11 protein-coding genes are annotated in these 12,954 nt (G+C 46.0%); 8 read left to right on the top strand and 3 right to left on the bottom strand.

Features of this window, described 5'->3' with window-relative positions:
• Positions 1–140 precede the first annotated feature (140 nt).
• The 5 genes from ACWHX8_RS11140 to ACWHX8_RS11120 all read left to right on the top strand — a co-directional run bounded on the left by ACWHX8_RS11140 (position 141) and on the right by ACWHX8_RS11120 (position 7,271).
• The gene (locus ACWHX8_RS11140) at positions 141–815 is read left to right on the top strand and encodes a response regulator transcription factor (RefSeq protein ID WP_447968197.1); all 675 of its coding nucleotides are present in this window, start codon (positions 141–143) and stop codon (positions 813–815) included.
• The gene (locus ACWHX8_RS11135; protein WP_447968196.1) at positions 812–2,224 is read left to right on the top strand and encodes a sensor histidine kinase; all 1,413 of its coding nucleotides are present in this window, start codon (positions 812–814) and stop codon (positions 2,222–2,224) included. Before ACWHX8_RS11140 ends, ACWHX8_RS11135 begins: the two co-directional genes overlap by 4 nt.
• A gap of 299 nt (positions 2,225–2,523) precedes the next feature.
• A complete protein-coding gene (locus tag ACWHX8_RS11130) occupies positions 2,524–3,783 on the top strand; it encodes a sigma-70 family RNA polymerase sigma factor (RefSeq protein WP_447968195.1) in 1,260 nt (419 codons plus the stop codon).
• 799 nt (positions 3,784–4,582) lie between these two features.
• On the top strand, positions 4,583–5,011 hold the full coding sequence (arfB, locus tag ACWHX8_RS11125) for an alternative ribosome rescue aminoacyl-tRNA hydrolase ArfB (RefSeq protein WP_447968194.1): 429 nt from the start codon (positions 4,583–4,585) through the stop codon (positions 5,009–5,011).
• Between the two features lie 181 nt (positions 5,012–5,192).
• Positions 5,193–7,271, top strand: a complete 2,079-nt coding sequence (locus ACWHX8_RS11120; RefSeq protein ID WP_447968193.1) for a S9 family peptidase — start codon at positions 5,193–5,195, stop codon at positions 7,269–7,271.
• Between the two features lie 24 nt (positions 7,272–7,295).
• Here the strand turns inward: ACWHX8_RS11120 and ACWHX8_RS11115 are convergent, their stop codons facing one another.
• Together ACWHX8_RS11115 and msrB are read right to left on the bottom strand one after the other, a co-directional pair.
• Positions 7,296–7,613: a hypothetical protein gene (locus tag ACWHX8_RS11115; protein WP_447968192.1), complete on the bottom strand. Its 318-nt coding sequence runs from the start codon at positions 7,611–7,613 to the stop codon at positions 7,296–7,298.
• A 59-nt stretch (positions 7,614–7,672) separates the two neighbouring features.
• Positions 7,673–8,077 carry a peptide-methionine (R)-S-oxide reductase MsrB gene (gene msrB, locus ACWHX8_RS11110; RefSeq protein ID WP_447968191.1) on the bottom strand — a complete coding sequence of 135 codons (405 nt, stop codon included), beginning with the start codon at positions 8,075–8,077 and terminating at the stop codon, positions 7,673–7,675.
• Between the two features lie 111 nt (positions 8,078–8,188).
• Between msrB and ACWHX8_RS11105 the strand changes: the two genes are divergently transcribed.
• Both ACWHX8_RS11105 and hemW read left to right on the top strand, forming a co-directional pair.
• Positions 8,189–8,980, top strand: coding sequence for a ferredoxin--NADP reductase (locus ACWHX8_RS11105; RefSeq protein WP_447968190.1), 792 nt, complete (start codon positions 8,189–8,191; stop codon positions 8,978–8,980).
• A 119-nt stretch (positions 8,981–9,099) separates the two neighbouring features.
• Positions 9,100–10,281 carry a radical SAM family heme chaperone HemW gene (gene hemW / locus ACWHX8_RS11100; RefSeq protein WP_447968189.1) on the top strand — a complete coding sequence of 394 codons (1,182 nt, stop codon included), beginning with the start codon at positions 9,100–9,102 and terminating at the stop codon, positions 10,279–10,281.
• A gap of 483 nt (positions 10,282–10,764) precedes the next feature.
• On the opposite strand, the gene ACWHX8_RS11095 is transcribed toward hemW, so the two are convergent.
• Positions 10,765–11,277: a DUF4112 domain-containing protein gene (locus tag ACWHX8_RS11095; RefSeq protein WP_447968188.1), complete on the bottom strand. Its 513-nt coding sequence runs from the start codon at positions 11,275–11,277 to the stop codon at positions 10,765–10,767.
• Between the two features lie 96 nt (positions 11,278–11,373).
• On the opposite strand from ACWHX8_RS11095, the gene ACWHX8_RS11090 reads away from it, so the two are divergent.
• The gene (locus tag ACWHX8_RS11090; RefSeq protein ID WP_447968187.1) at positions 11,374–12,870 is read left to right on the top strand and encodes a DUF2779 domain-containing protein; all 1,497 of its coding nucleotides are present in this window, start codon (positions 11,374–11,376) and stop codon (positions 12,868–12,870) included.
• Positions 12,871–12,954: the final 84 nt, after the last annotated feature.

Raw genomic sequence — 12,954 nt, 5'->3', positions numbered from 1 at the left:
TCATCCTCTCTTCTAGACATTCTGAGCAAATGGTACAATAAGATCGGATTTCATTATTATTTGGTTGAATGATTCAAACGGTCTGAGCAAAGTCAGAAACCTGAAACATCTGACGCTCTGTGAATCGGTTATAATTACGTATGCGTATTCTTGTTGTTGAAGATGAGCCAAAAGTTGCGTCATTCATCCGACGAGCCTTGGAAGAAGAAAGTTATGCTGTTGACGTCTGTGCTGATGGTCAACAAGGGCAGGATTGGGCGCAGTCGATCGATTACGATTTAATAGTTCTTGATCTGATGCTTCCGGGCATTCCAGGCCTCGAGCTTCTGAAGCAAATACGCAAAGGCGGAGTGAAAACGCCGGTGATGATTCTCACGGCACGATCCGAAGTAGATCAGCGCGTAAAGGGCTTGGATGCTGGAGCGGATGATTATTTGACGAAACCTTTTGCCATAGAAGAATTGCTGGCGCGTGCCCGTGCATTGCTTCGTCGGGCTGGAGGCGTTCCAACGGGTATCTTGGAGGTGGGTGATTTAGTGTTGAATCCAGTGACACGCGAAGTGACGCGTGGAGACCAGCGGATTGAGCTGACCACAAAAGAATATGCGTTACTAGAATATCTCATGCGAAATGCTGGACGTGTACTGACCCGGCCAATGATTACTGAACATGTCTGGGATCTTGATTTTGATACATTTACGAATGTGATTGATGTTTATATTAGTTATCTGCGCAATAAAATTGACAAGGGAAGGGAGCAAAGTCTGATTCAAACTGTTCGCGGGAGTGGCTATGTGATGAGGTCTGATGTATGAGTCAGGCCTCGATTCGAGTTCGGCTGACGTTATGGTATGGCACCGCCTTGGCGCTTATTCTCATTCTGTTTGCGGGAACTATCTATTTTGTCATATCGCGTGGATTGCGAGATCAAGTCGATGCATCTCTTGAGGAAGCCGCATCGGCGGCCATACGTACATTAGGGGAACACCGATTTGGTCCATTTTTAATATTTGAAGATCTCTCGCAAAACTTTCCTGAACTGGCCTTACTTGATAAATTTTTTCAGATTTTTGGTCCCGCAGGTCAGGTCACCATTCAATCTGCAAATATTAAAAGTCGTGAAATTCCGTTAAGCAAAACGGCGTTTCAAGCATCGTTGAAAGGCCAAAACACCTTCGAGTCTGTTCGGTTTGATGAGGGGGTTCCGTTCCGTTTACTGTCCGTTCCCATCCGTCATACTGACCGCCTTGTGAGCATTCTCCGTGTGGGGACCTCATTGTATCCCACCGAAAAAATGTTGCAAAGATTACTCCTTGCTCTGCTGATTGCTTCGCCTATTGCCATCATTGTCTCGCTGCTTGGTGGGTGGTTTTTGGCCGGTCGAGCTTTGATGCCAGTGAATGTCATTACGTGTGCGGCTCAGCGTATTGCCGATGGTGATTTCACGCAACGGATAACCAGTCCCCGCTCAACTGATGAGATCGGGCGTTTGGCTTCGGTGTTTAATGACATGATTGCTCGCCTCGAAATATCATTTCGTCAAATACGTCAATTTAGTGCCGATGCCTCTCATGAGCTTCGAACGCCCTTGACGATCACCAAGGGGGAAACCGAACTTGCCTTACGACGGCCGCGCGAGGCGAACGATTACCGCCAAGTACTTGAGAGTAACTTGGAGGAAATCGATCGTATGAGTCGAATCGTCGATGAATTGCTATTTCTCTCTCGTGCCGATTTGGGTGAGATTAAAATGACCATGACTCCTATTTCTTTGGATAACTTAGTTCGAGAAGTTCAACTGCAGGCAACGATACTTGGCCAAGATCGTCAAGTTGAAACGGTGTTAGAGGCAGTTGAGCCAATTGTTGTCGATGGTGATGAGCTGAGACTCAGAGAATTACTCTTGAATCTTGTCGATAATGCCATTAAATACTCTCATCCCAACTCCAAAGTGGAATTGTCTCTGCGGCAAATCGACGCTCAGGCTGAGTTGAAGGTGTGTGATCACGGTATTGGTGTTTCCACACTCGAGCAACAAAGAATTTTTGACCGCTTCTATCGGACGGATATGGCCCGAGCCCATGCTTCAAAGGGAACAGGGTTGGGGTTAGCGATCTGTCAATGGATTGTTGAAGTACATCAAGGAACAATTCAGATGCAGAGTTCTCCCGATGCCGGATCATGTTTTACGGTCTTGCTTCCCCTTCGAGCCCCTGTTTCGTAACCTCGTTTTTTCTTACCGCAAATTTACATTAAAAAGTTTTAATGTGCGCTTAATCCTCCTTTCATTTCTGGTGGGTATAAAATAGCTGATGTCTCACTAATCGAGAAGGGGGTATGTATGCCACAGGAAATCAGATTCTTTCGTCAACGATGTTATGTGCTGTGTCTGAACAACCGTTTTGCTCACGCTGTTGATTATGGGGTATTGAGGGACTGATAGCGTCGGCAATCCTATCCGTCGTGAACGAGGATTTTTCATTGACGATGAGTGTTTGTGTATTACATGAAAGGGAAGTTCATATGAATGTCATAAAAGAACGGCGAAATTCGAGAGGCGTCCAGTCACAGGACTCTGTCGTGTATGGTGTGAGTCAACGAGATGAAAGAGGTCCAAGTCTTGCTGCTATCCGTAAGCGTCAAAAAAGAAAAAGGGCAAATGACGAAGGTGTTTTTGATAAAGTTCCTCTGCCCAATGGTGAAGGGTCGGTCTCTCTCGAGACCGTATATTTTCGTGATTTTCGATCACGACCTCTCCTCGACCCAGATGCCGAATTGCAACTTGCGAAACAGCTACATCATGGAACCTCAGCAATTCGAGATACGTTACGTCACGCTATCAGATTAATCGAAGGCCGTGAGGCGAATCTTGAGGTCAAACGACTCTCAGAACGATTCAGTGATATTGTCGAGTTGAGTGGATTATCGGCACCGATTATCAATGAGGTCATTGAATCCTTTCAACAATTACAGCACATTCTCCAAAGGGAATACCCGCAAGAACTAAGCCTCGTTGGAGACATTGCTCAGCTTCAGAAACAGGTAGAACGTGCACGGCAAAAAGTTGAACGCGCGAAGGATGAACTTGTGCAGCGCAACTTACGTCTTGTTATTGATATTGCGAAACGCTATCTCAATCGTGGTCTTGGATTTCTTGATTTAGTCCAGGAAGGTAATATAGGGTTGATGAAAGCTGCAGAGCGATTCGATTTTCAACGAGGGTTTAAGTTTAGTACCTATGCGACATGGTGGGTGCGACAAGGCATTACACGTGCCGTGGCTGATCAATCACGTACGATTCGCGTACCAGTTCATACAACCGAAGCCTCCAATCGAATCGCGAGAACGGCTCAAAAGTTAGCTCAACAATTTGATCGCGAACCCAGTTATGAGGAACTGGGTCGTGAATTAGGCCTGAGCCGGGAGCGAGTCAAAGAAACTCTCCAGGCCTTTCAAGAGCCCATTTCGTTAGATGCGACACCGGCTGACGGGGATGGCCAACTTAGTGATCTTATTCCTGACCTTGAGGCCATTTCGCCGGATATTGAGATCGACCAAAAAAGAACTACAGAACATCTTGAGCGAATTTTGCAGATTTTGTCACCACGCGAACAACAAGTGGTTCGTTTGCGGTTCGGTATTGGTCAGGATGAACCGTGGACCTTGGAACAAGTGGGCAGAAGCCTGTCGGTGACGCGTGAGCGCATACGACAAATTGAAGGTGTTGCCCTCAAGAAACTCAAAGAACCTCACGTGAAAGCGCAACTCATTGCACTACGGTAACGCTGTATTAGACGTGAGTACAGGGGGTGTTTGGAGTGACTCTTGGAGTTGCTAATCATTGTTCTTTGTTGAATGCTTGAGGGTCGTAGTCGACGGAAGAGTCTATTCTTATATTTTCAGGTTTTGGGAGTACAGCTTTATAGCGAAACCTAATAACTTCCAACCGAATGTACATCATGTATACAGCGCAAAAACACACGTTGTACAGCTTGAACGTAAGGAAGGTTATGCCCGCCTGGATGCCCTACACGCGATTGACGCTTCAATCACGATGGGTCAATCCGCATTCAGTGCGACGACATGCAGATTCGGCATAACTGGAACAGCTATAACGTATAAATATGTAAATATAAAGGCGTAGGAGTGTGAGTCTTTTCACATCCTACGCCTTTCGTACGTTTACTCAACGTAGGTAAAATGCTTTGATTCATCTTCACAATTAGTAGATTTTGACGCATGGTGTGGAATAGGAACTGCACTGAACACGGCGCATTCTGACTAGTTGGACTGCAGAGTTTATAGACAGATATCGATAGGATTCAGGAATCAGAGGTGGGAAAATCAGGTTTTCTTCTGTATAACCGAACCAATAGAGGAGATCATGCTGTCTGTCATGACGTATCCTCTCGATTCAGGAGGTGATGTGCAGAAGTGCCAGAACCTCTTCTTTTTTACCATGGACATGAGGCTGAGCATGACTCTACATGGTTCGTTTGCTGAATGTTGCCGTTTGATCAACGCGTGACCATGCATTTATCAGTATGACGTTTCAATCAATTTCTAGATGGTAAAGGGGCAAATGGATATTCGTATCAATGACCGTCTGTCTATTCCTGAACGAGAACTCGTCTTTACGGCTTCCCGGAGTGGTGGGCCTGGTGGACAACATGTCAATAAAGTGAATAGTCGAATGACGTTGCATTTTGATATTCAAAATAGTTCGCACCTTACGCGCACACAAAAAAATATACTCTGGGATTCGTTGTCAACCAGGATCAATGCTACTGGCATTTTTCGATTGGATTGCCAAAAACATCGAATGCAATCGATGAATCGGGCTGAACTTATTGATCGTTTTGCGACACATCTGAGGACTGCACTGTTACCAAAACGGTTTCGAGTCCCGACGAAGATATCAAGAGCCGCTAAGGAACGAAGACTCGACCAAAAAAAACGTCAAGGACGAATCAAGAAAAATCGATCACCTTCACTAGGAAGAGACGACTAACAAGATGTCTGCTAACAGTCCAGGCTGTGTGAAAACTCCGTATAAAATTTGGAGCTAAAAATTTAGCCTTCGAGGATCGCTTGTATACGACGATCTCTGTATGGGCAAGAGGTGAGGCACCCCCTGAATCCAGAAAATTTCGAGTTTTCACACAGCCTGAGTCGAATGAGGAACATACACCATGAATCACACGTCTGCTCGTTCTGCCATTGAACCTCCAGAAGCGAAAAAAGTTCCCTGTCAATTAGAAGCACATGGACGGGTGCGCGTCGATGACTATTATTGGCTTCGTGAGAGAGAAAACCCTGATGTCGTGAATTATTTGACCGCGGAGAATGAATATGCCGACAAGGTGTTGGCACATGTTAAGCCTTTAGAAGACGCCTTGTTTCAAGAAATCAAAGGACGAATTAAACAGACTGATTTATCCGTCCCATTTAAGCTTGGCGAGTATTATTATTATGTCCGGTATGAGCCGGAACGGGAATATGGCATCTATTGTCGGAAGTATCAAACCTTGGATCATCCTGAGGAAATCATGCTTGATGCGAATATTCTGGCACAAGGATGTGATTTTTTCTCACTTGGGAACTGGATGATGAGTTCGGGGCAGGATCTTCTTGCCTATGCGGTCGATACACAAGGGCGGAGAATTTATACGATATATATGAAAAACCTCGTGACGGGTGAAGTCTTACAGGATTGTATCCCTGAGACGACTGGAAACATGGATTGGGCCAATGACAATCGGACCTTATTTTATAGTAAACAAGATTCGGAAACACTGAGAGCTCATCAGATTTGGCGTCACGTCTTAGGTACGGATGTTGAGAAAGATGAATTGGTCTATGAAGAGAAAGACGAAACATTCTCCACCTATGTCTTTAAGACCAAATCAAAAGACTATCTGATGATTGCCTCGCATCAGACGATTTCCAGTGAATATCGATTCCTTGATGCGAATCATCCTTCAGGAGATTTTTGTACGCTTGAGACACGAGAGCGTGGGCATGAATATGATGTTGAGCATTACAATGGACAATTTTATATCCGAACGAATAGCGAGGCTAAAAACTTTCGCTTGATGGTCACATCAGTGGATCAGCCAGAAAGAAAGTACTGGAAAGAAGTGATTCCCCATCGTGAGCAGGTGTTGTTGGAAAGCATCGAACTGTTTCAACACTACATGGTGGTCGAAGAACGTATTGAAGGCCTGATCCATCTGCGAGTCGTCCCGTGGCAGGGTGACGAAGCGTATGACATTGATTTTGGCGAAGCGGCGTACTACGTGACATTTGGCGATAACTATGAAATGGAGACATCGATCCTTCGATTCGGGTACACGTCTATGACTACTCCGATGACCATTTATGATTACGATATGAAGACGCGTCACAAGGTGTTCTTAAAACGCGAAGAGGTGTTAGGGGACTTTGATCGCACACAATATCGCACAGAACGACTTCATGCTCCTGCCGGGGATGGGACCTCGATTCCTATTTCTCTGGTCTATCGAACAGGATTTGTGCCAGATGGGCATGCGCCGTTGTTGTTGTATGGCTATGGGTCCTATGGGGCAAGCATGGATGCCACATTTAGTTCCTCTCGACTCAGTTTGTTAGATCGAGGATTTGTCTATGCCATTGCGCATATTCGTGGAGGCGAGGAATTGGGGCGCACATGGTATGAAGATGGAAAATTGTTGAAAAAAAAGAATACCTTTACCGACTTCATCGCCTGTGCCGAGTATTTACGACATCAACGCTATGCCGATCCTCATAAGTTATTTGCGATGGGCGGGAGCGCCGGGGGGCTTCTCATCGGAGCCGTGACCAATTTGCGTCCAGATGTATTCACCGGTGTTGTCGCACAGGTCCCGTTTGTGGATGTGGTGACGACGATGCTTGATGAAACCATTCCCCTCACGACCGGGGAGTATGATGAATGGGGAAACCCGAATCACAAAGAGTATTTTGAGTATATGTTGTCCTATTCTCCCTATGATAATGTCGAAAGCAAGGCGTATCCCCATATTTTGGTCACGACCGGTCTGCATGATTCGCAAGTGCAGTACTGGGAACCAGCGAAATGGGTTGCAAAATTACGAACACGCAAAACAGATTCCAATCGACTCATTCTCAAGACGAACATGGATGCCGGGCATGGTGGTGCATCTGGACGATTTACACGGTACAAAGAAACCGCAACGATTTATGCATTTTTATTGGATGTAGCCGGATTGTCAGGCGTCGATGTATAGTGGTAGGCATGATCGTTCGGAAGGTCATTGCGCATGTTTTGCATCAATGAGGTAGCGTAGGTGTTCTGTTGTTTGAGGCTGATATTCGCTAATTTGTGACGACGGGATATCTGCTTGAAGACGCTTAAGCAGACGGGGAACACTCGTGCCGGCTGGGACTTCACAGAGCCAAATATGAATGCCGGTTTCTAATTCGTCGTAGTGCCGACGAACCTGAAAGCCTGGTTTTTCCATATAATAGGCTGACAGAAACCCTGTAATACCTTGAATGACCCACTGATGTTCCTGAGCATACCTGTAGCTGACACTGATTTCGACCAGAACATTCTCGCTGTCAATCATTATGTTGACTCAATGGTGACATCCATGTGTGAAGGGGACTGTCAATATGTATATGATTATTATGATGTGGTCTCTTCTTTAAAACGCAGTGATGCGGAATTAATGCAGTAGCGTTGTCCGGTTGGAAGCGGCCCATCATCAAAGACATGCCCTAAATGTGCATCACAGGTTGCGCAAAGCACTTCTGTTCTCTGCATGCCATAGCTGTTATCGTGTTTTGCGTGAATCGCGTCTGACTCAACCGGCATGGTAAAGCTTGGCCATCCGGTTCCGGAGTCAAATTTGTGTCCTGAGTGAAATAATGAGCTTCCGCAGCAGACACAGTGGTATTGACCGGTTTCTTTGTGATTATAGTATTGTCCGGTAAATGCAGGTTCTGTCCCGTGTTGTCTGGTCACCTGATATTGTTCTGGCGTGAGGTGCTGCTTCCATTCATCATCGGACTTTGTAATTTTTTCTTTCATAGGTTCCTCATGGCGAATAGAATATTCTCTGACGAATGATGTCGACACAGATGCTGTACTATACCAGGTTTCTCAAGCAGAAAAACATCAAGAATGCATGTGTTATGTCGTGTGTCATATGAAATTGAGGTTGTCATCGACTCGGAGAATCTACTACATTTCTCTGCCATGAAGCCTTCCCGCTATTCGGCTCGCATCGAAGAAATTCGCGATCTCGCTCCAAATATTCGTGAACTCACACTCAGTATCATCGATCCGGATCACGGGAAACTGCATTTTCTTCCTGGTCAAGCTATTGCTGTGGAGATTGAGCCCGCACAGGCGCAGGGGGCACCAGTAAGATACTATTCTCTTGCGTCACCTCCCAGTCAAGCCACACGGTTGACGCTTTTGTTGAGCCTTGCTGATCAAGGCGATGGGGCAACCTATCTATTCGAACAATCAGAAGGTGACATTGTTCGCTTTCAGGGGCCACATGGTTCCTTTCATCTCAATCGTGCTGAAAAGCGAAATATTCTTTTTGTGGCAACAGGGACCGGGATTGCTCCATTTTTGTCTATGTTGCATACCCTCTTGGAGGAGGCTCCCGCCCATGGGATTCGGCTAGTGTGGGGGCTTCGAAGCGAGCGTGATGTCTACTATCAAAATGAATTACAAGCCTTGGCAGATACGAATGTGTGTTTTTCTTTTGTGACCACACTTTCGCGTGCTCAATCGACCTGGGTGGGTGAAACTGGTCGAGTCACGGAATTGGTTGCAAGGCTTCCTTCTGTCGAAGATCTTGCGGTGTACGTCTGTGGCCATCGCACGATGGTCAATGACGTGGCGCGTATCGTTCGTGCAAAAGGTTCCTGTCCAATATATCAAGAGCAATTTATGAAAAGTCAAAAAAAAGACATGTAAAATTCGTGTAAGTAAGTGGTACAGGTGATGTGCCTATACCTCTTATACCCTTGTGAGGCAGACTGAGTGGGGTGTGGTTTGTATGAGGTCGTCGTGGGTGCTTAAAAGGAAAGAGTAACATGGAGTATGTTGGAGACACCGTTTGTCAGCAGTTACGCATGAGCGCTCAGCCGCGTGATCTTGGGTTGTACATTCATATTCCTTTTTGTCAAAAACGTTGTCATTTTTGTGCATTTTATCTCACGCCGCATCGAGAGGATCGAGTACAAAACTTTCTATTCGCATTATTACAAGAAGTTTCTCTCTATGCATTAAAGGGCGCATGTCACCGTTTTCCTCTTTCAACAATATACTTTGGTGGAGGAACCCCTACGTCATTGCAGGCAGGCCAGCTTGCAGACATTCTTGATGCGATTCATCAATATTTTTCTATTGATTCTGCTGCTGAAATTACGATTGAAGCTGACCCTGATACGGTGAGTCGCTCAGATCTTCAGACCTTACGTGATGCAGGGGTGACGCGATTAAGTTTTGGCGTGCAATCGCTGGAAGAATCTGAGTGGCAGCGTTTAGGTCGGTTAGGAAAAATGCTGACGATTGCTCGTGCCATGTCCTATGCGCACGATGTGGGATTTTCGAATGTGAGTCTCGACCTCATATATGGGCTTCCTGGGCAAACGCTTCACTCATGGCAACAGTCATTGGAGAAAATGCTTGAATTTGCTCCAGATCATGTGTCTTGCTATGCATTAACCATAGAAGAGGGAACCAAATTCCATCGAGATGTGGCTGAAGGACGAATGGCTCGCAACGACGCTGAGTTAGAAACGGCGATGCAAGAGCTGGCCATTGCATATTTAGAGCAAGCGGGATATCACCACTATGAAGTTTCGAATTTTGCCAAGTCAGGATGGGAGTGTCGACATAATCTTCGCTATTGGTCTGGGTTAGACTACCTTGGGTTAGGGCCAAGTGCGCAATCCTATATTGACGGCATGAGGTTTGGAAATGTTGCCGACCTTTCCAGCTATTCAGCGGTATTGGCACGGCAGCAATTACCGGTCGATTCACTTGATGCACTATCGAGAGATGATATTGCGCGAGAACGTGTGATTTTTGGCTTACGCATGAACGAGGGAGTCCCTATTCAGACGTTAGCGTTACTCACGCAAGATGTTTCGTGGCAATTGACTGTTGAGCATTTGGTGCAGGCAGGTTTGCTATCATTGGATCAGAAGTATTTGAAGGCCACTGCGTTAGGGCGTCAATTCATGGATAGTGTTGCACTTCAGTTGTCTTAACAATGTTTTACACAAGAATACAGAAGTGTTTCACTGGTGAGACAACTTGTTTTTCGTGGTAGTTGCCTGAAAAATAGGCAATTTGCTGGAGCAAGCTTTCTATGAGTCTTCAAGGAAGTTATAAACAGGATTATGAAGAGTTTTTCCCCAGTTTTTGTGGATAGTCAAAAAAATTGGTGTTGGATGACCAATCAAGGGGGTAACATAAGTGAGTGAGCCGCAGGAAAATCAAGTAATTAGACTATTTCCCCTGAATTTATCGTAACTTTCCTATGAATTTTTTTGTACATCACATTGAGCCAGGCATCGAGTGCAATGCAATACTGTCCTCGATTTTCTTTGAAATTTACGAGTTATAAACAGATTATACCTTGGATATCGAGGCTGAGAAGTAGTAGGCGAGTATTGAGTCTGTGAGACTGATGTTCAGGGCGAATATGTCTGAATCCTTGTAATCCAATGGATCAAGCCGAGGGTGAGTCATTACGTCAGATATTCCCAGAGGCTTTTCATGAGCCAAACGATACCAAAGAGTAAGGCGGTCATGGTGACGACTATTCCGGTTATGAGTGTGATGACATAGAGCCAGTCGGAAAACGTGGATGTTAGTGGAGCGTCTTGGCTGTAGTGATGCAGCAGTTGTGCATTTCGGACATTGCTTTTAAACCAAACGGAGAACAAATCTCCAATGCCAGGAATGGCGCCAATGACCATATTCAGGAAAATGTTGCATGTCATACGAAATATGACGATTCGTGGCACGCCTGAGCGAGCAGCCAAAACGAGGAGTGAGGATCCGATGAGATTTGAGAGATAGTCTCCAATTCCAGGAATCAATCCCAATAACGGGTCGAGACCGATACGAATGGTCGTTCCTGGGATCAAAAATGCCGAGTCCAAAAGAGTCGAAATGAAATCGGCTAGATGACTCGCCGTTTTTTGCTGTCGTGTTTTATTGGTTCGCGATGACTGAGGATGTTGAGAGGATGTTGGCATGATCGGTTTTCCTGTAGGGAGATCGTATAGCGCAAGGCGCCTCATTAGCAAGAACATGAATTTTCTAGACGAGAGAAGACAAGGTCCAGTGTTCTGATGTCTCCATTACCCGTTCGACTATCAAAAAGCCGATTTCTGTCAGGCCTTCAATGTGCGAAACGACTGTACTATGAAGTGCATAGCCCAGAATTCGCCTCTGCGATTGATCCGGAACGTCAAGCGATCATGAATATGGGAACGGAAATTGGGGAAATTGCAAGGCGCCGCTTTCCCGATGGCATTCTCGTTCAGGAAACGTATCGACAAAGCAGTGCGGCCTTGCGTAGGACTATGGACCTGGTCAAGGACCCAGCAACATCCGCTATTTTTGAGGGAGCGTTTGAATGGCAGGGAACGTTAGTCCGTGTTGATATTTTAGAGCGTGTCGAGGGGAACGCCTGGAGGTTAATCGAAGTCAAATCGACGGCAAAAGTCAAGCCCATTCATATCAAGGATTTAGCTGTTCAGGCCGAGGTTCTGCTTGGTGCAGGCATTCAACTCGTTGAATGTGGCTTAATGCATCTGAATACACGGTATGTGTATGAAGGAGGGCCACTGGACTTAGAGGCCCTCTTTATGATCGGGGATTTAACTGAGCTGGTTGAGCAGCAATCGCCTAAGGTTCGTGAGCAATTAGAGGGCATGCGCCAGATGTTGCGTGCTCCCTTTCCGCCTGCTATTCAGCCGGATGGGCATTGTCATGCACCGTATGTCTGTCCCTTCTGGGCGCATTGTACAAAAGGCAAACCCGATCGTTGGATCTACCACCTCCCCGGAGGCCGGAAAACATTCAAGGATCTTGAGACGCAAGGCATTGAGACCATCGACGAAATTCCTACAGGGTTTCAATTATCGGTACTTCAACAACGGATGAAAGACAATGTCGAGTGGATGTCTCCAGACTTTTCGACCGTCATGCAGTCGATTGACTATCCCGTCCATCATCTAGATTTTGAAATGTTTATGCCGGCAATCCCACCGTATCCCGGAACACGGCCCTATCGTCCGATTCCTATCCAGTGGTCGAATCATATTGAACATCACGATGGTAACATTCAACACGAAATGTATTTATGCACAGACCCGAAGGATCCACGCGAGGAGATTGCCAAGAGTATTATTGCAACGGTGGGCGATACGGGAACCATTTGTGTCTATTCAGAAAATGAACGTCATATTTTATTGTCGTTAGCCGAAGCGTTTCCGTTGTTGAAAGGAGAATTGCTCAAGATTGTTGCGCGTCTGTGGGATCTATTTGCGATTATACAGCAGCATTATTATCACCCGAACTTTCACGGATCCTTATCGATTAAATCGGTGTTGCCAGCCCTGGTTCCACACATGGCTTATGGTGATCTCTCTGTACAAAATGGCGCGATGGCCTCAGTGGTGTATCGAAAAATGGTCTTTGAGGAATCGGATCTCATCGAGCGTTCACGCATGGCATCCGACTTACGAGAATACTGTGCACGTGATACGATGGGCATGCTCATGCTTCGGCATGTACTTCTCGAGAAAGCTGCAGCATGTTCCGCTTCATCATCGGAAAATTAGAACTATTTGACGCTCATTCCCTGTTCCCAGGCTCGAGTTCCGCGTTGACCCTTTAGAAGAGGCCTGCTAGAATCCACACCGTCC

It is taken from the genome of Nitrospira sp. M1 (assembly GCF_965152605.1).
The sequence above is the reverse complement of the archived record's forward strand: the minus strand, read 5'-3'. Positions and strand labels throughout refer to the sequence as shown.

What these genes read in the sequence shown, in the direction of transcription:
- ACWHX8_RS11140 (WP_447968197.1), top strand. Translation starts at nt 141, where the DNA reads ATGCGTATTCTTGTTGTTGAAGATGAGCCAAAAGTTGCGTCATTCATC.
- ACWHX8_RS11130 (WP_447968195.1), top strand. Translation starts at nt 2,524, where the DNA reads ATGAATGTCATAAAAGAACGGCGAAATTCGAGAGGCGTCCAGTCACAG.
- hemW (WP_447968189.1), top strand. Translation starts at nt 9,100, where the DNA reads ATGGAGTATGTTGGAGACACCGTTTGTCAGCAGTTACGCATGAGCGCT.
- ACWHX8_RS11115 (WP_447968192.1), bottom strand. Translation starts at nt 7,613, where the DNA reads ATGATTGACAGCGAGAATGTTCTGGTCGAAATCAGTGTCAGCTACAGG.
- ACWHX8_RS11135 (WP_447968196.1), top strand. Translation starts at nt 812, where the DNA reads ATGAGTCAGGCCTCGATTCGAGTTCGGCTGACGTTATGGTATGGCACC.
- ACWHX8_RS11095 (WP_447968188.1), bottom strand. Translation starts at nt 11,277, where the DNA reads ATGCCAACATCCTCTCAACATCCTCAGTCATCGCGAACCAATAAAACA.
- msrB (WP_447968191.1), bottom strand. Translation starts at nt 8,077, where the DNA reads ATGAAAGAAAAAATTACAAAGTCCGATGATGAATGGAAGCAGCACCTC.
- arfB (WP_447968194.1), top strand. Translation starts at nt 4,583, where the DNA reads ATGGATATTCGTATCAATGACCGTCTGTCTATTCCTGAACGAGAACTC.
- ACWHX8_RS11090 (WP_447968187.1), top strand. Translation starts at nt 11,374, where the DNA reads ATGTCTCCATTACCCGTTCGACTATCAAAAAGCCGATTTCTGTCAGGC.
- ACWHX8_RS11120 (WP_447968193.1), top strand. Translation starts at nt 5,193, where the DNA reads ATGAATCACACGTCTGCTCGTTCTGCCATTGAACCTCCAGAAGCGAAA.